The organism is Pseudomonas sp. AFG_SD02_1510_Pfu_092 (genome assembly GCF_003331055.1).
Lineage (GTDB): Bacteria > Pseudomonadota > Gammaproteobacteria > Pseudomonadales > Pseudomonadaceae > Aquipseudomonas.
Genome location: NZ_PUQD01000002.1, coordinates 75479 through 95492 on the forward strand (window position 1 = coordinate 75479; position 20014 = coordinate 95492).

General features: G+C 64.1%; 16 protein-coding genes. 3 read left to right on the top strand and 13 right to left on the bottom strand.

The annotated features are described in order from the left end of the window. Positions 1-14: 14 nt before the first annotated feature. Both C6A77_RS01610 and C6A77_RS01615 read right to left on the bottom strand, forming a co-directional pair. On the bottom strand, positions 15-989 hold the full coding sequence (locus tag C6A77_RS01610; RefSeq protein WP_114167738.1) for a FecR family protein: 975 nt from the start codon (positions 987-989) through the stop codon (positions 15-17). A 20-nt stretch (positions 990-1009) separates the two neighbouring features. Then, the gene (locus tag C6A77_RS01615; RefSeq protein WP_114167739.1) at positions 1010-1507 is read right to left on the bottom strand and encodes a sigma-70 family RNA polymerase sigma factor; all 498 of its coding nucleotides are present in this window, start codon (positions 1505-1507) and stop codon (positions 1010-1012) included. Between the two features lie 494 nt (positions 1508-2001). Here C6A77_RS01615 and C6A77_RS01625 point away from each other — a divergent pair, with 494 nt between their 5' ends. After that, on the top strand, positions 2002-3165 hold the full coding sequence (locus tag C6A77_RS01625) for a type III PLP-dependent enzyme (RefSeq protein ID WP_043208127.1): 1164 nt from the start codon (positions 2002-2004) through the stop codon (positions 3163-3165). Between the two features lie 156 nt (positions 3166-3321). On the opposite strand, the gene C6A77_RS01630 is transcribed toward C6A77_RS01625, so the two are convergent. Both C6A77_RS01630 and C6A77_RS01635 read right to left on the bottom strand, forming a co-directional pair. Continuing rightward, the gene (locus tag C6A77_RS01630; RefSeq protein WP_114167741.1) at positions 3322-4071 is read right to left on the bottom strand and encodes a tetratricopeptide repeat protein; all 750 of its coding nucleotides are present in this window, start codon (positions 4069-4071) and stop codon (positions 3322-3324) included. A 3-nt stretch (positions 4072-4074) separates the two neighbouring features. Beyond that, positions 4075-4755 carry a Fe2+-dependent dioxygenase gene (locus tag C6A77_RS01635; protein WP_114167742.1) on the bottom strand — a complete coding sequence of 227 codons (681 nt, stop codon included), beginning with the start codon at positions 4753-4755 and terminating at the stop codon, positions 4075-4077. Between the two features lie 222 nt (positions 4756-4977). On the opposite strand from C6A77_RS01635, the gene C6A77_RS01640 reads away from it, so the two are divergent. Together C6A77_RS01640 and C6A77_RS01645 are read left to right on the top strand one after the other, a co-directional pair. Then, on the top strand, positions 4978-7290 hold the full coding sequence (locus C6A77_RS01640; RefSeq protein ID WP_114167743.1) for a TonB-dependent siderophore receptor: 2313 nt from the start codon (positions 4978-4980) through the stop codon (positions 7288-7290). Between the two features lie 253 nt (positions 7291-7543). After that, positions 7544-10099, top strand: coding sequence for a sulfite reductase flavoprotein subunit alpha (locus tag C6A77_RS01645; protein ID WP_114167744.1), 2556 nt, complete (start codon positions 7544-7546; stop codon positions 10097-10099). A 129-nt stretch (positions 10100-10228) separates the two neighbouring features. On the opposite strand, the gene C6A77_RS01655 is transcribed toward C6A77_RS01645, so the two are convergent. The 9 genes from C6A77_RS01655 to pilW all read right to left on the bottom strand — a co-directional run bounded on the left by C6A77_RS01655 (position 10229) and on the right by pilW (position 20008). Further along, on the bottom strand, positions 10229-11020 hold the full coding sequence (locus C6A77_RS01655) for an amidohydrolase (protein ID WP_114167745.1): 792 nt from the start codon (positions 11018-11020) through the stop codon (positions 10229-10231). Further along, positions 11008-12156: a pyridoxal phosphate-dependent aminotransferase gene (locus tag C6A77_RS01660; RefSeq protein WP_114167746.1), complete on the bottom strand. Its 1149-nt coding sequence runs from the start codon at positions 12154-12156 to the stop codon at positions 11008-11010. The genes C6A77_RS01655 and C6A77_RS01660 overlap by 13 nt, the downstream gene beginning before the upstream one ends. Positions 12157-12368: 212 nt before the next feature. After that, a complete protein-coding gene (gene der, locus C6A77_RS01665) occupies positions 12369-13832 on the bottom strand; it encodes a ribosome biogenesis GTPase Der (RefSeq protein WP_114167747.1) in 1464 nt (487 codons plus the stop codon). A 116-nt stretch (positions 13833-13948) separates the two neighbouring features. Continuing rightward, on the bottom strand, positions 13949-15091 hold the full coding sequence (gene bamB / locus C6A77_RS01670) for an outer membrane protein assembly factor BamB (protein ID WP_114167748.1): 1143 nt from the start codon (positions 15089-15091) through the stop codon (positions 13949-13951). Next, positions 15092-15730, bottom strand: a complete 639-nt coding sequence (locus C6A77_RS01675; protein ID WP_114167749.1) for a tetratricopeptide repeat protein — start codon at positions 15728-15730, stop codon at positions 15092-15094. A gap of 39 nt (positions 15731-15769) precedes the next feature. Next, on the bottom strand, positions 15770-17059 hold the full coding sequence (gene hisS, locus C6A77_RS01680; protein WP_114167750.1) for a histidine--tRNA ligase: 1290 nt from the start codon (positions 17057-17059) through the stop codon (positions 15770-15772). 25 nt (positions 17060-17084) lie between these two features. Then, positions 17085-18194: a flavodoxin-dependent (E)-4-hydroxy-3-methylbut-2-enyl-diphosphate synthase gene (ispG, locus tag C6A77_RS01685; RefSeq protein WP_003257869.1), complete on the bottom strand. Its 1110-nt coding sequence runs from the start codon at positions 18192-18194 to the stop codon at positions 17085-17087. Between the two features lie 3 nt (positions 18195-18197). Further along, a complete protein-coding gene (locus C6A77_RS01690) occupies positions 18198-19250 on the bottom strand; it encodes a RodZ family helix-turn-helix domain-containing protein (RefSeq protein ID WP_114167751.1) in 1053 nt (350 codons plus the stop codon). Next, complete coding sequence (gene pilW / locus C6A77_RS01695) at positions 19247-20008, bottom strand: type IV pilus biogenesis/stability protein PilW (protein ID WP_114167752.1); 762 nt, start codon at positions 20006-20008, stop codon at positions 19247-19249. Before pilW ends, C6A77_RS01690 begins: the two co-directional genes overlap by 4 nt. Between the last annotated feature and the right edge of the window lie 6 nt (positions 20009-20014).

Here is a 20014-nt window from a genome sequence, read left to right on the forward strand (position 1 = left end):
AAAAAAACCTGAATCTATTTCGCGATTATTTCGCGGGAGCCATCTTCGTGAGCCTCGATGGCCACCGGCAGGATGCTCGGCAGCGCCCGCAGCAACGCGTCGGTGTCGTCGGTACTGAAGGTGCTGGACAGCCGCAAGCGGGCGACTTTGCCGGGGGCGACCCGCAGCGGCTGGCTGCGGTAGCGCGAAACTTCGGCCACGACTTCGGCCAGGGTGGCGTTGTCGAACACCAGCTTGCCCTGCCGCCAGGCGGTCAGCACGGCAGTATCGACCGCATAAGGCGCGGCCACCTGGCCTTGTGCATTTATGTGCGAACCCTGGCCAGCCGTGAGTTGCGCCAGCGAAGGCCCCTTGCCCTGCACCCGTACCGAGCCTTGCTCCACCGCCACGCGGGTGCTGGCCGGGTCGAGGCGGACGTCGAAACGGGTACCGGTGACGGTCACGCTGCCCTGGGCAGTGTCGACCACGAACGGCCTGGCGCTGTCGTGGGCGACCGTGAACATCACTTCGCCCGCACTCAGCCGCACATGCCGCTGGCCGGAACTGAAGTCGACCTGCAGCTGCGTGCCGCCATTGAGTTCGAGTTGCGAGCCATCCGGCAGGGCGAGCTGGCGGCGCTCGTTGAACGCGGTGTGCACACTGTCCTGGTGATTCAGCTGCTGATAATGCCAACCGCCCCAGCCAAGGCCCAATGCCACTGCCACCGCCACTGCCGCCACACTGGCGGCCAAGGCCTGGCGCACAAAGCGCCGACGCGGCAACTGGCGCAGCGGGGCCGGCTGGCACAGTGCTTCCAGGCGCTGGCGCGGGATGGCGTCGGCGGCCTGCCACAAGCGGGCCAGTTGTTGGTATTCGGCACGGTGCCGCGCATCGCCTTCCAGCCAGGTGTGCAACTGCGCGCGCAGCCCGGCATCGCAAGGCGCATCCTGCACACGGGCGAACCATGCCGCCGCCTGCTCGCGGACGGGATCGGTACCGGGCTGTTTCATCGAAAAGGTCTCCTGACTCATCATGCCGACACATCCAGGTGCTCACGCAGATGCCGGAGCGTGCGGATCATATACTTTTCGACCATGTTCTTGCTCAGCCCCATGCGCTCGGCAATCTCGGCCTGGGTCAGGCCTTCGAGCTTCTGCCAGATGAACACCTGCCGGCAATTGAGCGGCAGCTCGGCCAGCGCCCGCTCGACGCTATCGGCCAGCTCCAGGGCATGCACGTAGGCCTCGGGGTCGCCAGCGCCGCCCGGGCACTGTTCGAAGGCTTGCAGCTCCATGGCCTGGCGCCGGTCCTCACGGCGGAAACCGTCCACGGCAATATTGCGGGCAGTCTGGTGCAGGTAGGCGCGCGGCTGTTCAACCTGCTCGCGCGGGTTTTCCAGCACCCGGACAAAGGCGTCGTGGGTGAGGTCCTCGGCCTGCTGTCGACTGCGCAACTTGCGCGTCCAGGTGCCGATCAGCTCATGGTAGTGGTCGAGGAAGCCTTTGGGTCCGGACACGGTCAGGGTCATCAGGGAGGCAGATAAGGGTGCGAATAGTAATGTTTCTCATCAAAACCGGCAAATCCGCCAGTCGGTAACAAAAAATTTATCGTCTTTTTCATGCACGGCAGTGCCAGGGAATGTGGCCATAAATATGAACACCACAGGCCCCTTCGCGGGTAAACCCGCTCCCACAGGAAGCAACGAGAACCCTGTGGGAGCGGGTTTACCCGCGAAGGTCCCAACACCGTCCATTCCACAATTTTTTACGCTTGAAACACTGCGGGGAACATCAGCCGGTCACACGAGTCGGTTATTCAAATGGCGGGTCGTCGATCCACGCCGATCAGGCCCGGATTACCTGTTGATTCTGCATTCTTCACGCCCTAAAGTGCGCGCCGAACGTCCATGCTGGAAACGATCCATCCGGCTCAAGTACTGAGTAGGCGAACCAAAGTGGGGATACGGAGGACGTTCAGTTTGCAGCCACTTAAATTTTCAGTTTGCCCATGGAGTCCCTGAGCATGTCGATCCAGGTCGAAGACTATTTCGCGCGTGACACCTTCCAGAAAATGAAGGCGTTCGCCGACAAGCAGGAAACCCCGTTCGTACTCATCGACACCCAGATGATCAGCCAGGCCTACGACGACCTGCGCGCAGGCTTCGAGTTCGCCAAGGTGTACTACGCGGTCAAGGCCAACCCGGCCGTCGAGATCATCGACCTGCTCAAGGAGAAAGGTTCGAGCTTCGACATCGCCTCGATCTACGAGCTGGACAAGGTGCTCGGCCGCGGCGTGACTGCCGACCGCATCAGCTACGGCAACACCATCAAGAAGTCCAAGGACATCCGCTACTTCTACGAGAAGGGCGTGCGCCTGTACGCCACCGACTCGGAAGCCGACCTGCGCAACATCGCCAAGGCCGCCCCGGGCTCGAAAGTGTACGTGCGCATTCTCACCGAAGGCTCGACCACTGCCGACTGGCCACTGTCGCGCAAGTTCGGCTGCCAGACCGACATGGCCATGGACCTGCTGATCCTTGCCCGTGACCTGGGCCTGGTGCCTTACGGCATTTCCTTCCACGTTGGCTCGCAACAGCGCGACATCAGTGTCTGGGATGCCGCGATCGCCAAGGTCAAGGTGATCTTCGAGCGCCTGAAGGAAGAAGACGGCATCGAGCTGAAGCTGATCAACATGGGTGGCGGCTTCCCGGCCAACTACATCACCCGTACCAACAGCCTGGAAACCTACGCCGAAGAGATCATCCGCTTCCTGAAGGAAGACTTCGGTGACGACCTGCCGGAAATCATCCTCGAGCCAGGCCGTTCGCTGATTGCCAACGCCGGTATTCTGGTCAGCGAAGTGGTGCTGGTGGCACGCAAGTCGCGCACCGCCGTCGAGCGCTGGATCTACACCGACGTTGGCAAGTTCTCCGGCCTGATCGAAACCATGGATGAGTCCATCAAGTTCCCGATCTGGACCGAGAAGAAAGGCGAAACCGAAGAAGTGGTCATCGCCGGCCCGACCTGCGACAGCGCCGACATCATGTACGAGCACTACAAGTACGGCCTGCCGCTGAACCTGGCCATCGGCGACCGCCTGTACTGGCTGTCGACCGGCGCCTACACCACCAGCTACAGCGCCGTGGAATTCAACGGCTTCCCGCCGCTGAAAGCCTACTACCTGTAATGCAGAACGGGGCCGCAAGGCCCCGTTTTCATTGGTGCTTTCCTGTACCGGCCTCTTCGCGGGCACGCCCGCTCCCACAGGTACAGCGCAAGCCTGGCAGGTAATGATATCCCTGTGGGAGCTGGCTTGCCGGCGATAGGGCCGGCACAGGCGACCTCAAGCTCCGCGCCGTTCGATCTCCTCGGCATACCGCGCCGCAAACGCCATCAACACCGGCCCCGCCCCCTGCAAGGTCACCAGCGCCGCGCGCAGGAAATTCAGGTTGCCCTCGACCCGCGCCCGCTCCAGCCAAGGCGCGGCCTCTGCGACCTGACCGCGCTCGACCAACACCAGCGCCAAGCTGAACATGCCACGGAAATCCCCCGCCTCGGCCGAACGCCGATACCAGCGCAGCGCCCGGGCCGGGCTAGGCGCCGTGGCGATGCCCTGCTCCAGGTAGCGCCCGTACAGGTTCATCGACTTGGCATGCCCCATGTGCGCGGCCTTCTCGTAGCACATCAGTGCCTGTGCCTGATTGGCCGGTAGGCCACGCCCGGTGGCGAACAGGTTGCCCAGGTTGTAGAGCCCCCAGTCCAGCCCGGCATCAGCGGCCTGGGCGTAGTGGATGGCGGCCTGCGAAAGGTCTGCGCTGCCGCCCCAGCCATGCTCCAGGCAACGCCCCAGCATGTTGTGCGCCATGGCGCTGCCGCCCTGGGCGGCAATGCCGAACCAGCGCCGGGCCACGCTGGCGTCCGCTTCGATGCCACGCCCGTCGAGAAGGATCTGCCCCAGCAACAACTGCGCCTCGACCGCGCCCTGCCCCGCCGCCGCCAGGATCGCCTGGGCGGCCTTGCCGGGGCTTGCTTCGAGCATGGCCTGCAACCCGGCCACATCCAGCACTTCCTCACGCCGCAACTGATAGGACACGGCTCAGACCTCGGCCCAGCGGCGCAGCAGGTTGTGGTAAGTGCCGGTCAGCTGCAGCAGTGACGGGTGGTCCGGCACATCGGCGGTCAGCTGCTGGATGGCATTGTCCATCTCGAACAGCAGCGCCCGCTGGCTGTCTTCGCGCACCAGGCTCTGGGTCCAGAAAAACGCCGCGTAGCGCTGGCCACGGGTCACCGGGTTGACCTTGTGCAGGCTGGTGCCGGGGTACAGCACCAGGTCACCGGCCGCCAGCTTCACCTGCTGCACGCCATAGGTGTCCTGGATTACCAGCTCGCCGCCGTCGTAGCTGCCCGGGTCGCTGAGGAACAGGGTGGAAGACAGGTCGGTACGCACCCGTTCCGGGCTGCCCTTGGGCTGGCGCAGGGCGTTGTCGATGTGGAAGCCGAAATTGCCGCCTTCGCGGTAACAGTTGATCAGCGGCGGAAACACCTTGTGCGGCAAGGCCGCAGACATGAAACGCGGGTTCTGCCATAGCCGCTCGATCAACGCGCTGCCGATTTCCTTGGCCAGCGGGTGCCCTTCGGCCAGCTGCAGGTTGTGTTTGGCCTTGGCCGACTGGTAACCGGCCGTGACCTTGCCATCGGCCCAGTCGGCCTGCTCCAGCGCCTCGCGGATACGGGCCAGTTCATCGGCGTCGAACACGCCGGGGATGTGAAGCAGCATGGCAGCAGCACCGTCAGAAAATGTAAAGGCGTCAATGATATTGATTCCCTTTTGCGCTTCACAAGCCCCATTCGCCGCTTAAGACGTTTCAGCTTGATGAAACCGTAAAGGCAAATTGTAAAGAATGTAAATTCTTAGCGAATGGTAACGAATCTCAATTGTGAGTCACAATTGCTTACATTAACATCCGCCGCCTTGTCACCTTGGGGAAGGTCCTAAGCAATGCGCCAGTACGTACCATCTGCAGTCAGTTCACCACGCCTGATCGTGTCCGCCATCGGTGTCGCCCTGAGCGCCTCGTCGGCCTACGCCGCCGACCCGGCCGCCAGCAGCGCGATCACCCTCGACGCCACCAGCGTCAACGGCAAGGCTGAACAGGCCAGCACCGACTACAAGGTCGACAAGGCCTCCTCGCAGAAGTACACCGCGCCACTGGTGGACACCCCGCGTTCGGTCACGGTGATCCCGCAGCAGGTGATCAAGGACACCAATGCCCTGAGCCTGCAGGATGCCCTGCGCACCGTGCCGGGCATCACCTTCGGTGCCGGCGAAGGCGGCAACCCGCAAGGCGACCGCCCGTTCATCCGCGGCTTCGACGCCCAGGGCGACACTTACCTGGACGGCGTGCGTGACACGGGCGCGCAAACCCGTGAAATCTTCGCCATCGAATCGGTGGAAGTGGCCAAGGGCCCGAACTCGGCCATCGGTGGCCGTGGTGCCGCCGGCGGCAGCATCAACCTGGTGAGCAAACGCGCACACCTGGGCAACTCGCTGGATGGCGCCTGGACCTGGGGCAGCGACCAGACGCAGCGCTACACCTTCGATGGCAACTACCAGTTCAGCGACAGCGTTGCCGGCCGCCTGAACCTGATGACCCACGAAAGCAACGTCGCCGGCCGCGACAAGGTCAACTACGACCGTTGGGGGATCGCCCCGTCGCTGGCCTTCGGCCTGGGCACCCCGACCCGCGTCAACCTCGACTACTACCACCTGGAAAGCGACGACCTGCCGGATTCCGGCATCCCGTACACCATACCGACCGGTGGCAGCGCCGCACGCACCTCGGCACACCCGAGCAAGCCATACGACGGCGGCGACAGCGACAACTTCTATGGCCTGACCGGTCGCGACTTCCGCAAGAGCCGTGTAGACATCGCCACCTTCGCCATCGAACACGACCTGACCGACTCGCTGACCATCAAGAACACCCTGCGTCACGGCAACAGCATGCAGGACTACATCCTCACCCAGCCTGACGACAGCAAGGGCAACGTCAACAACGGCAGCGTCTGGCGCCGTGCCAACAGCCGCGTCGGCAACACCGCCACCACCACCAACCAGACCGACCTGTTCGGCGAGTTCTATCTGGGCGGCATGAAGAACAGCTTCTCCACCGGTATCGAGCTGAGCCGTGAAGAGAGCAAGCGTTCGAGCTACACCGTCGATACCGACACCGTGCCGGGCGGTAGCGCCAACACCAACTGCACCCCAGGCATGATCGGTGCCAACAGCGGTTACAACTGCACGTCGCTGAGCAACCCGAACCCGGACGATCCGTGGAACGGCAGCATTGCACGCAACTATGCGGGCACCGACACCAAAAGCAACACCCGTGCAATCTACGTGTTCGACACGCTCGAGTTGACGCCCGAGTGGCTGTTGAACATGGGCCTGCGTTACGACCACTTCGATACCCAGTACCGCACCTACGACGCCACCGGCGCCACCGTGGTCAACAGCAAGGGCGTGGTTTCCAAAGGCAAGGATACCAGCGAGTTCGTCACCGGCCAGCTGGGCCTGGTGTGGAAGCCGGCCGAGAACGGCAGCATCTATGTTTCCTACGCAACCTCGGCAACGCCACCCGGGGCGATGTTGGGCGAAGGTACCGAGGGCAACCCGCTGGGCAACACCACCGACCGCGCCGGCAACCTGCTGAGCAGCGACCTGGAGCCGGAAGAAACCACCAACTACGAAATCGGTACCAAGTGGGACCTGTTCGACCAGCGCCTGTCTCTGGCCGCCGCGCTGTTCCGCACCGAGAAGGAAAACGCCCGCGTTCAGGTGGACACCACCACCTACGAAAACGTCGGCGAAACCCGCGTGCAAGGCATCGAACTGTCGGCCAGCGGCAAGATCACCGACAAGTGGCAGGTATTCGCCGGCTACACCTACATGGAAGCACGCCAGATCGACGGCGGCGCGGTGAACAAGGCCAACGACGGCAACCAGCTGCCGAACACGCCGAACAACAGCGCCAGCCTGTGGACCACCTATTCCATTACACCGAAGCTGACCGTTGGTGGCGGGGCGTTCTATGTGGATGACGTGTACGGCAGCGTGGCCAACACCACCATGGTCGACAGCTACGTCCGCTACGACGCCATGGCCGCCTACAAGCTGACCAAGAACGTCGACCTGCAGCTGAACGTGCAGAACCTGACCAACGAGGTGTACTACGACAAGGCCTTCTCCACCCACTTCGCCAACCAGGCGGCGGGGCGGACGGCATTGTTGACCACCAGCGTGCACTTCTGATGTCGGGACGGGGCTGATTCTGAAAGGGCTGCGCCTGCGCCGGCCCTTTCGCGGGTAAACCCGCTCCCACAAGGATTTACACAGCTATCAAACGCCGTGCAGTCCCCTGTGGGAGCGGGTTCACCCGCGAAGGGGCCAATACAGGCACGCGCCGAAAGTGCCCGCGCCCCGTTCATTCCCTGTGAGCGGGGCGTTTGCGTATCAAGGCATAATGCACGCCGCGCAGCATGCGGCAGAAACACAAGGTGATCATGTGGTGAAGAAGACGCTGTTCCAATTGCACTGGTTCTTTGGCATCACCGCGGGCCTGGTGCTGGCCTTGATGGGGATCACCGGGGCCCTGTACTCGTTTCAGGAAGAGCTGCTGCGCGCGTTCAATGCCGACGTACTCAAGGTTGAAGTGCGCGCCGAAGGCGTGCTGCCGCCGGCCGAACTGGTACGCCGGGTCGAGGCCCAGCAGCACGACAAGGTGGCGATGCTGTGGGTCGATGTGCGCGAAGGCAATGCCGCGCGCATCTTCTTCACGCCGCCCCCGGGGGAACGCCGTGGTCAACTGCGCTACGCCGACCCCTATACCGGCGAACTCAAGGGCGACGCCGCGGGCCAAGGCTTCTTCAACCTCATGCTCAACCTGCACCGCTTCCTCGCCATGGGTGACAGCGGCCGGCAGATCACCGGCGCCTGCACCCTGATGCTGGTGTTCTTCTGCCTCTCCGGCCTGTACCTGCGCTGGCCGCGCAAGGCGCTGGCCTGGCGCACCTGGCTGACCCTCGACTGGGCCAGGAAAGGCCGTGCGTTCAACTGGGACCTGCACGCCGTGGCCGGCACCTGGTGCCTGCTGTTCTACCTGCTGTTCGCCCTGACCGGGCTGTTCTGGTCTTACGAGTGGTACCGCTCGGGCTTGAACAAGCTGCTGGCTGACGAACCCGCTGCAGGGCAGCAGCACAAGCGCGGCGAAGGCCGTGGGCGCCACGGGCCGCAGAAGGTCGACAAGAACGCCCCGCCGCTGGTGGTCGACTACGACGCGATCTGGGCCAACCTCAAGGACGCTGCCGGGCCCGGTCTGGCCATGTACAACCTGCGCCTGCCACCGGTGGGCGGCCAGCCGGCCAACCTGTTCTACCTGCTGGACAACGCCGACCATCCGCGCGCCTTCAACACCCTGGTGCTGGACCCGGCCACCGGCCAGGTAAAAAAACATGACCGCTACAGCGAAAAATCCTTCAAGGCGCAACTGCTGCAGAGCGTGTATGCCCTTCACGTGGGTGAATATTTCGGCCTGCCGGGGCGCATCATCGTCACCCTCGCCAGCCTGACCATGCCGCTGTTCTTCGTCACTGGCTGGCTGCTGTACCTCGACCGCCGCCGCAAGCAGCGCCAGGTGCGTGCGGCCCGTGGCAACGTTGCCAACAGCAACGGCAGCGGCGACAGCTGGCTGATCGGTTTTGCCAGCCAGAGCGGCCTTGCCGAACAACTGGCCTGGCAGAGTGCCGGCCAATTGCAGGCGGCCGGCTTGCCGGTGCAGGTACGCGCCCTGGCCGAACTTAGAGAAGAAGATCTGCGCCAGGCTCGCCGCGCCCTGTTCGTGGTCAGCACCTTCGGCGACGGCGAAGCGCCCGACAGCGCCCGTGGCTTCGAGCGCAAGATCCTCGGCCAGCCGTGGGCGCTGAACAACCTCAGCTATGCGCTGCTCGCCCTGGGCGATCGCCAGTACCCGCACTTCTGCGGCTTCGCCCGGCGACTGCAAGCGTGGCTGGGTGAGCGCGGCGCCAGCAGCACATTCAGCCCGGTGGAAGTGGATAACGCCGACCCGGCCGCCCTGCAACAGTGGCAACAGGAACTGGCGCAATTGACCGGTGCCCAGCCAGTCGCTGCCTGGCAGCCGCCGAGCTTCGGCAATTGGTCGTTGCTACATCGCCAGCTGCTCAACCCGGGCAGCCAGGGCCAGCCGGTGTACCTGCTCGGCTTGCAACCGGAAGAGCCGGCCAGTTGGCAAGCCGGCGATCTGGTGGAAATCTTGCCGCTCAATGGCCAACCTCGCATCGCGGCCTTCCTCGATGGCATGGCACTGGACGCTGGGGCCACGGTACAAGTGAATGGTCTGAGCGAAAGCCTTGCGCAGGCGCTGGCCGGTCGCCAGTTGCCGACCCGTCGCGATCACCTGATCGGCTTGCAGGCGCAAGCACTGGTCGACGCCCTGGTGCCGATCGGCAGCCGCGAGTACTCGATCGCCTCGGTCGCCAGTGATGGCGTGCTGGAACTGATCGTGCGCCAGGAGCGCCACGCCGACGGCACCCTGGGCCTGGGTTCGGGCTGGCTGACCGAGTACCTGCCGCTGCACGGTACGTTGAGCCTGCGCCTGCGCCGCAACAGTGGCTTCCATCTGCCGGAGACGGCTGCACCGATGATCCTGATCGGCAACGGCACCGGCCTGGCTGGCCTGCGCAGCCTCATTCGGGCACGGATCAATGCTGGCGAGCAGCGCAACTGGCTACTGTTCGGCGAACGTAACCGCGCGCATGACCTGCTGTGTGGCGCAGAACTGCAGGGTTGGCTCGCCAGCGGCGACCTGGCGCGGCTGGACCTGGCGTTCTCGCGGGATCAGGCCGAGAAAGTGTATGTGCAGGATGTGTTGCTGCAGCAGGCGGAAGAGTTCAAGCGCTGGGTCGCGGATGGCGCCTGTGTGTATGTCTGCGGCAGCCTGCAAGGGATGGCGGCCGGGGTGGATGCGGCGCTCAATGGCATGCTCGGGGAAGCGCTAGTGCAACAGCTGATCGAGGATGGGCGGTACCGGCGGGATGTGTATTGATCGGAAATTGATGTGACCAGCGCCGGCCTCTTCGCGGGTAAACCCGCTCCCACAGGTACTGCACACTATTCGCAATCTGTGAAGATCCTGTGGGAGCGGGTTCACCCGCGAAGGGGCCGGTACAGGCTATCAGTGCAACTCGAAGGTATCGGCATCCAGGTTGGCCGGGAACTTGGCCCGGTACGCCGCAAGCTCCGCCGCACTCAACACCGCAGTGAACACCCCGTCCGCCTCCCCGGCACTGAGTAGGCTCTCGCCCTGGAAATCCAGCACCTGGCTGTCGCCGGAATAGGCAAAGCCCTTACCGTCCGTACCCACCCGGTTCACCGCTGCCACGTAACACAGGTTCTCGATACCGCGCGCTGGCAGCAAACGGTTCCAGTGCTGGCGGCGCGCGGCCGGCCAGTTGGCGGTGTACAGCAGCAGGTCGGTATCCTGGGCATCACGGCTCCACACCGGGAAGCGCAGGTCGTAGCAGATCAGCGGGCGAATCCGCCAGCCCTTGAGTTCGAACTGCACCTGGCGCTCGCCCGGGGTGTAGTGCTTGTGCTCACCGGCCATGCGGAACAGGTGGCGCTTGTCATAGTGCAGGATCTCGCCATCCGGGCGCGCCCACAGCAGGCGGTTGCGGTGGCTGCCATCGGCGGCCTGGATGATCACGCTGCCGGTGATCACCGTGTCGTACTTCTTCGCCTGGGCTTTCAGCCACTTGTAGGTCGGGCCGTTCTCCGGCTCGGCCAGGCTCTCGGACTGCATCGAGAAGCCAGTGGTGAACATTTCCGGCAGGATCACCAGGTCCACTTCACCCACCTGCTCCAGCAACTCCTCGAAGTGTGCGTAATTGGCCTCGCGGTCGTGCCAGGCCAGGGCGGTCTGTACCAGGGCGATTTTCAGGTTCGGCAGTTCACTCAGATCGCGCATAGTCGTTCCGCTGCCTGACGCAGCGTCTCCTCTCGTTTGGCAAAGCACAGGCGAACCAGGCGTTGCGCGGGGATGGGTTGCTGGTAGAACACCGACACCGGGATGGCCGCCACGCCGTGCTCACGGGTCAGCCACACGGCCATGTCGACGTCGTTCAGGTCCGGGCGGATCTGCGAATAGTCCACCAGCTGGAAATAGGTGCCCGCCGTGCGGGTGAAACGCAAGCGCGAGCCTTCCAGCAAACCACAGAATAGGTCGCGCTTGGCTTGGTAGAAGGCCGGCAGTTCATCGACATGCTCCGGGTGCTCGGCCATGAAGTCGGCCAGCGCGCATTGCAGGGGCGTAACGCCACAGAAGTTGACGTACTGATGCACCTTGCGCAGCTCGGCGCTCAGCGCCGGCGGGGCGATCACGTAGCCGGTCTTCCAGCCGGTGACGTGGTAGGTCTTGCCGAACGAGCTAACCACGAAAGCGCGTTGATAGAGCTGCTCGTGGGCCAGCACACTGGCGTGGCGCACGCCGTCAAAGACCAGGTGTTCGTAGACTTCGTCGCTGACCAGGTAGATATCGCGCTCGGCGATCAGCCGGGCCAGTTGGTCAAGGTCTTCGCGGGTGATCAGCGCACCGCTTGGGTTGTGCGGTGAGTTGAGGATCACCATGCGCGTGCGCGGGCTCAGGGCATCGCTGAACTTCTGCCAGTCGATGCGGAAGTCACCGTCGCTTAGTTGCACATGCACGCAGCGGCCACCGGCCAATTCCACGGACGGCTCGTAGCTGTCGTAGCAAGGGTCGAAGACGATCACCTCGTCGCCGGCATGCACCACCGCCTGGATAGCGCAGAAGATCGCCTCGGTGGCGCCCGGGGTGATGGTCACTTCCTGGTCGGCATCCACCTGCGCGCCATACAACCGCGCGACCTGGGCTGCCACCTGCTGGCGCAGGGCCGGCAGGCCGGTCATCGGTGAATACTGGTTATGCCCGGCGGCCACGTGCCGGCCGACTGCATCGAGCAGCGCCTGCGGGCCGTTGAAGTCGGGGAAACCTTGCGAAAGGTTCAACGCGCCAGTCTGCACGGCGAGCTGGGACATGCTGGTGAAGATGGTCGTGCCGACATTCGGCAGTTTGCTGCGGATCATGGAGCCCTCTTTCCTGGGGTGTATCCGGCACGGGTTGGAGTCCGAGCATAGCGGATCGAGCGGTCAGGAAAAAGGTTGAAACAATAGGGGGATTTGCGCTGGATCAAAGGGCCCATTCGCGGGTAAACCCGCTCCCACAGGTACTGCACAGAATTCGAAAACTGTGTGGGACCTGTGGGAGCGGGTTTACCCGCGAAGAGGCCGACGCGAAATCAGCGCTTGTCGCGGCGCTTCTTCTCGGCCTTCTTGTGGTGCGACATCAGGCGGCGCTTCTTGTTGACCTGGCGGTCGGTGAGGGTGTTCTTCTTGCCCTCGTACGGGTTTTCGCCGCCCTTGTATTCGATGCGGATCGGCGTGCCGACCAGCTTCAGCACGCGGCGGTAGGTGTTCTCCAGGTAACGCGAGTACGACTTCGGAATCTTGTCGGTCTGGTTGCCGTGGATCACGATCAGCGGCGGGTTGGCACCACCGAGGTGGGCATAGCGCAGCTTGATGCGGCGGCCGTTGACCAGCGGTGGCTGGTGCTCGCTCACGGCATCTTCGAGGATCTGCGTCAGGCGGCTGGTCGGCCAGCGGGTTACCGCCGACTTGAACGCGGCCTGCACCGACTTGTACAGGTTGCCCACGCCAGTGCCATGCAGGGCAGAGATGAAGTGGATGTCGGCGAAGTCGACGAAGAACAACCGGCGCTCCAGCTCGGTCTTCACGTAGTCGCGCTCGCCCGGCTGCATGCCATCCCACTTGTTCAGGGCGATGACGATGGCGCGGCCGGCCTCCAGGGCGAAGCCCAGCAGGTTCAGGTCGTGGTCTACCACGCCTTCGCGGGCGTCCATGACGAAGATCACCACGTTGGCGTCCTTGATCGCCTGCAGCGTCTTCACCACCGAGAACTTTTCGACTTCCTCGTGGATCTTGCCGCGCTTGCGCACGCCGGCGGTGTCGATGAAGGTGTACTTCTCGTCATCACGCTCGAACGGGATGTAGATACTGTCGCGGGTGGTGCCCGGCTGGTCGTATACCACCACGCGCTCTTCGCCGAGCATGCGGTTGACCAGGGTCGACTTGCCCACGTTGGGGCGGCCGATGATGGCGATCTTGATGCCATCCTTCTCGCTCGGGCCCGGAATGCGCACGGCTTCTTCGCCTTCGGCGACTTCGGCGTCCAGCGCTTCCTCGACCTGGTCACGCGGGATGTGGCCGAGCACGGCCTCCATCAGCGCATTGATGCCACGGCCCTGGGAGCCGGCCACCGGAATGGCGTTGCCCATGCCCAGCGGCGAGAACTCGGCGCGGGCGACGTCGGCGTCAATGTTGTCGATCTTGTTGGCAACCAGGATCGCTTCCTTGTTCCGCTTGCGCAGGTGCTCGGCGATCATTTGGTCGGCGGCGGTCATGCCGGCACGGGCGTCAACCAGGAACAGCACATAGTCGGCTTCTTCGATGGCCATGAGCGACTGCTCGGCCATCTTCTCGTCCATGCCCACTTCGTCACCGGTGATACCACCGGTGTCGATCAGGATGAAGGAACGACCCTGCCAGCTGGCATCACCGTACTGGCGGTCACGGGTCAGACCCGACAAGTCACCGACGATGGCATCGCGGGTTTTGGTCAGGCGGTTGAACATGGTGGATTTGCCGACGTTCGGCCGGCCCACCAGGGCGATTACGGGAACCATTCGGCTCTCCACTCTTGAATTCTTGAAAATGCAAAGGCCGCTGCAAGGCAGCGGCCGGAGTTCGGGCGGCGTGTCCTACGCCGCGGCTTGAAGCCCCCAAGGCTTCAAGCATAGCTTCAGCGGATGGTCAGTGCCTCGAGCTTGCCGCTGTTGCCGAAGACGTAGATGGTGTCGCCGACCACAAGTGGGCGGGCGCGCAGGCCATCGCTGTCGATACGCTCACGGCCGACGAAACGGCCATCGACCTGGCTCAGCAGGTGCAGGTAACCCTCGAAGTCACCCACCGCCACGTAGCTGGAGAACACTTCCGGCGCGGTCAGCTGGCGGCGAGCCATGCTGTCGTTGGTCCACAGGGCGCTGGAAGAGCGCTCGTCGACACTTTCGACGGTACCCGAAGCTTCGCTGACGTAGACGTTGCCGAAGCCCTGGGCGACACCCACATAGCTGGAGGCATCGCGTTGCCACAGCACGCGGCCGCTTTCCAGGTCCAGGCCCGCGACGCGACCCTGGTAGGTGCTGACGTACAGGGTACCACCCGACAGCAGCAGGCCACCGTCGATATCGACCACACGGTCCAGCTCGGAACGGCCCTGCGGAATCGCCACGCGGCTTTCCCACACCGGCACGCCGTTGTTGATGTCCACCGCCACCACCTTGCCGGTGGACAGGCCGGCGACGGCCAGGCGGTTGGTCACGATCGGCGCGCCGGTACCACGCAGGGTCAGCACGGCCGGGGTGTTCTCGTAGATCCAGCGGCGGTCGCCAGTAGCGGCATCCAGGCCGATCAGGCGATCGTCCTGGGTCTGCACCACCACCACATCACCGTTGTTGGCAGGCGGCGCCAGCACTTCGCTGGTCACGCGGGAGCGCCAGCGCTCCTCACCGGTGCTGGAATCCAGCGCGATGACTTCACCCTTGAGGGTGCCGATCATGACCAGGCCGTAGCCCACGCCGACAGCGCCGGACACCGGCAACTCGAGGTCCTGCTTCCACACCACATCACCGGTGATGCGGTCGAGGGCGAAGACTTCGCCGTTGACGTCGGAGGCGTAGATACGGTCGTTTTCGATGGCCGGTACCAGGGTGTTGTAGGTCTCGCCCTGGCCGTCACCGATCGAACGGCTCCACTGCTTCTTCAGCACCACTTCCTCGGTGAACTTGCTCAGCTCGGCCGGGGGCAGTTCCTTCTTGCTGTTGCTGCTGCAACCTGCGGCCAGAACGGCCAGGGTCAGCACTGCTGCATGTTTCCAACCGATCACTTACGCGTCCCCTTTGGCCAAGTCATCCAGCTTCAATTGCAGGCCACCGACCGCCGCCTCATCGGACAACGCAGCCTTGGCTTTCTCGTAAGCGCTGTGCGCGTCGTCGGCACGGCCCAGTTGCACCAGCAGGTCACCTTTCAACTCTTCGCGGCTGGCCAGGAAGGCCTTGTCGGCGTCGCCGTCGAGCAGCTTGAGCGCGTCCTCGGCCTTGTTCTGCGCAGCCAGCACACGTGCCAGGCGCTGACGCGAAATTTCGCCCAGGGTGGCATCGGCCGGCTTGTCCAGCACGCCCTTCAGCTCGGCCGCAGCGTCGTCGAGCTTGCCGCTCTCGACCGCGACCTTGGCCACGAACAGGCTGCCGTACTGGGCGTAGGCGGTACCGCCGAAGTCGCTCTTGAGCTTGCCGGCCAGTTCCGCGACCTTGGTCGCGTCAGGCTGGCCGGTCGGCGTCAGGCTGGTCTCCAGCAAAGCCTGGTACAGCTGCGAGGCGCCTTGCGACTGATTGTTCTGGTACTTGTGCCAGGTATTCCAGCCCAACACCACCACGCCAGCCAGCAGGGCACCGGTCAGCAGCGGCTTGCCGTTGCGGTTCCACCAGTCCTTGACCCCTACCAGTTCATCATCGGTACTCGACACCCCAATACTCCTTTTCGCCTATTCGCTTGTTGAACCGCGTTACGCCTGCGCGATCGCGGTTTCCAGGTGCTCAGCCAGAGCATCCCAGGCAATGTTCTGTTGTTCGCCCTGACCACGCAGGGGCTTGAAGCCGATCTCTTGCTTGGCCAGCTCGTCGTCGCCAAGAATCAGGGCGAACAGCGCGCCACTCTTGTCGGCTTTCTTGAACTGGCTCTTGAAGCTGCCACCACCGGCGTTGACTGCCAGGCGCAGGCCCGGCAGGCGGTCGCGCAGGGCTTCGGACAGGCGCAGGCCGGCCAGTTCGGCCTGTTCGCCAAAGGCGCACAGGTAGACGTCGATCTGCCGGCTGATGGACTCGGGCACCTTGCCCAGGGTTTCCAGCAGCAGAATCAGGCGCTCGATGCCCATGGCGAAACCGACGCCCGGGGTCGGCTTGCCGCCCATCTGCTCGACCAGGCCATCGTAACGGCCACCGGCGCAGACCGTGCCCTGGGCGCCGAGCTTGTCGGTGACCCACTCGAACACGGTCTTGCTGTAGTAATCCAGGCCACGCACCAGCTTGGTGTTGATCACGAACGGAATGCCGGCGGCGTCCAGGCGGGCCTTGAGGCCCTCGAAGTGCACGCGCGATTCTTCGTCCAGGTAGTCTTCCAGCTTCGGCGCACCGACCAGCACCGCCTGGGTGTTCTGGTCCTTGCTGTCAAGGATGCGCAGCGGGTTGCTCTTCAGGCGACGCTGGCTGTCTTCGTCCAGCTGCTCCAGGCGCGCCGAGAGGAACTCGACCAGCGCGTCACGGTAGCGCGCCCGGGCTTCGCTGGTGCCCAGGCTGTTGAGTTCGAGCTTGACCGCGTCCTGGATACCCAGCAGGCCCCACAGGCGCCAGGTCAGCATGATCAGTTCGGCGTCGATGTCCGGGCCGTCCAGGTTGAACACTTCTACGCCGATCTGGTGGAACTGGCGGTAGCGGCCTTTTTGCGGGCGTTCGTGGCGGAACATCTGGCCGATGTACCACAGCTTCTGCACCTGGCCGTTGCCGGTGATGCCATGTTCGAGCACGGCACGCACGCAGGCGGCGGTGCCTTCGGGGCGCAGGGTCAGCGAATCGCCATTGCGGTCCTCGAAGGTGTACATCTCTTTTTCGACGATGTCGGTCACTTCGCCGATCGAGCGCTTGAACAGCTCGGTGAACTCGACGATCGGCGTGCGGATCTGGCTGTACCCGTAGGTGTCCAGCAGCCCGGCCACGGTGCCTTCGAAGTAGCGCCAAAGCGGCGACTGTTCTGGCAGGATGTCGTTCATGCCACGGATGGCTTGCAGCGATTTGCTCACGAAAAGTCCTTACGAATTCGGTGTGTCAGCCACGGACGATCAGCGCCGCGTCGGCTTCGGCCTTTTCGGCCGCTTTCTGGCGGATGAGCTTTTCCAGCTCGTCGACCAGGTTGTCGTTGGTCAGTTTCTGTGCCGGCTTGCCATCGATGTAGATCAGGTTCGGCGTACCACCAGTCAGGCCGACATGCGCCTCCTTGGCTTCACCCGGGCCGTTGACCACGCAACCGATCACCGCTACGTCCAGCGGCACCAGCAGGTCTTCCAGGCGCCCTTCCAGCTCGTTCATGGTCTTGACCACATCGAAGTTCTGCCGCGAGCAGCTCGGGCAGGCGATGAAGTTGATGCCGCGCGAGCGCAGGTGCAGCGACTTGAGGATGTCGTAGCCGACTTTCACTTCCTCGACCGGGTCGGCCGCCAGCGAGATGCGGATGGTATCGCCAATGCCTTCGGCCAGCAGCATACCGAGGCCGACCGCAGATTTCACCGTGCCCGAACGCAGGCCACCGGCTTCGGTGATGCCCAGGTGCAGCGGCTGCACGATCTGTTTGGCCAGCAGGCGGTAGGCTTCGACGGCCATGAACACATCGGAGGCCTTGACGCTGACCTTGAAATCCTGGAAGTCCAGGCGATCGAGGTGCTCGACATGGCGCAGGGCCGACTCGACCAGCGCCGCCGGGGTCGGTTCGCCGTACTTTTTCTGCAGGTCCTTTTCCAGGGAACCGGCGTTGACGCCGATACGGATCGGGATGCCGCGGTCACGGGCGGCGTCGACCACCGCGCGCACACGGTCTTCACGGCCTATGTTGCCCGGGTTGATCCGCAGGCAATCGACGCCCAGTTCGGCTACGCGCAAGGCGATCTTGTAGTCGAAGTGGATGTCGGCGACCAGTGGCACGCTGACCTGCTGCTTGATGCGGCCGAACGCCTCGGCGGCGTCCATGTCCGGCACCGAGACGCGCACGATGTCCACGCCGGCATCGACCAGGCGCTGGATTTGCGCCACGGTGGCGGCCACATCGTTGGTGTCGGTGTTGGTCATGCTCTGCACCGCGATGGGGGCATCACCACCCACCGGCACATTGCCGACCCAGATTTTGCGGGATTCGCGACGTTTGATCGGAGATTCGCCGTGCATGACTTACTGTCCCAACTTCAGGCGAGCGGTCTCGCCACTGGTGAACGGGGCGACATCGACGGCCTGGCCGTTGTAGCTGACCTGGGCACCCCGGGCAAAGCCCAGGCGCACCGCGAACGGCGGCTTGCCGGTCAGCTCGAGGTTGTCCCCCTTGCGCTTGATGGCGCTGAACAGCACCTTGCCATTGCCGTCGCTGACCTGGGTCCAGCAATCGGCGGTGAACTGGATGGCGACCTTGGCGCTGCCGGCCGGTACAACGGCTGGCGCGACCGGCTCGGCGGCGGCTACGGTCGCTGCAGGTGCAACGGGCGCAACAGCTGCCGGGGTCGGGGCCGGAGCAACCGGTACTACCGGCGCAGGCGCAGGCGCAGCAGCAGCGCTGGCGGCTGGCGCCTGCGGGGCCGGTGACGGCTCTGCCGCAGCGGTTACGGCAGGTGCCGGGCTGGCCGGTGCCTGCTCGGCGGTAGTAGCGGGTTGCTCGGCAGCGCCCTGCTCCAGTGGCAGCGGCGCGCTCTCGGCCTGCTGGCCTGCGGAAACCGCCTGGTCTTCAGGCTCATCGAGCGGGTGAATCTGGGTGGTGCCGTCGGCGCTTTCGACTTCGACATGCTCCAGGGCGATCTTGGCCAGGTCCTTGCCACGCAGGCTGCCCTGGTCCTGCCACCAGACGAAGCCGCCGCCGACCACCGCCACCAGCAGCAGCAAGCTGACGCCACGCAGGATATTGTGCGACAGGCGCACCGGTTCTTCGATACGGCCCAGCGAATGCACATCGCTGCCTTTGGCGTGGGTACCGGTGTAGCGGTCGAAGGCGTCCACCAGGGCAGCCTGGTCCAGGTCCATCAGCTTGGCATAGGCACGGATGTAGCCACGGGCGAAGGTATGCCCCGGCAGCTTGTCGAAGGCACCGGTTTCCACGTGGTTCAACGAACTGACAGTGAGGTTGAGCTTGCGGGCCACCTCGGCTTGTGACCAGCCCCGGTTTTCACGGGCCTGACGCAAAAGCTCACCGGGGTTCTGGCCAGGCGCTACTGCTACTTCGGGATGCGCGGCTTTCATCGTTGCTCCGACAGGTATTGCTGATATTCCGGCGTACCGGGATAAAGTCGTTGTAATTGCTGGCCCAGCTCGGCCAGGGTGCCCCGCTCGTCGAACACCCGGGCGAGGCGGCTGCCCAGCAGCAGGCTACGGGCATCGTGGTCGCTCAACTGGCTGAAACGATCGTAGTAGTCCCGGGCCGCCACATAATGCCTGTTTTCGTAGGACAACTCAGCCATTTCCAGCAACGCTTTCGGTTGCCGCTGGTTGAGCTGCAAAGCTTTCAGCAGATACGCATGCGCCTGGTCGCGGCGCTCGAGCTTCAGAGCGGTCAGGCCCAGGTTCTCGTAAACGCGCGAACGCTCAGGATACAGGGTATCGGCGCTGGCAAGGCGAAACATCTGCCCGGCCTCGGCAAATCGCCCCTGAGCATAAAGGAAACTGCCGTAATTGTTGCGAATTCGCGTGTCGCCCGCGCGGGCCTGCAGCGCCTTGCGAAAGTGCCCTTCGGCCAGCGCCGGCTCGCCTTCAGCCTGGAACACCAGCGCCAGGGCGGCATGCGCGTCGGCATCGGCGTCATCCAGCGCCAGGGCCTTGCCCAGCGGCGCCTTGGCCTGCTCGGTCAAACCCTGTTGCAAATAACCCAGACCAAGCTGCACATAGGCCCGCCCCGCCTCTGCTCTGCCCTGGCGGCTGGCCAGGGGGTCGCCCGCGCCGCCCGACACGCAGCCGGCCAGCAGCGAAAGCGCAAGGATCGACAGCGCGGCGCGCAGGCTCATGGGCAA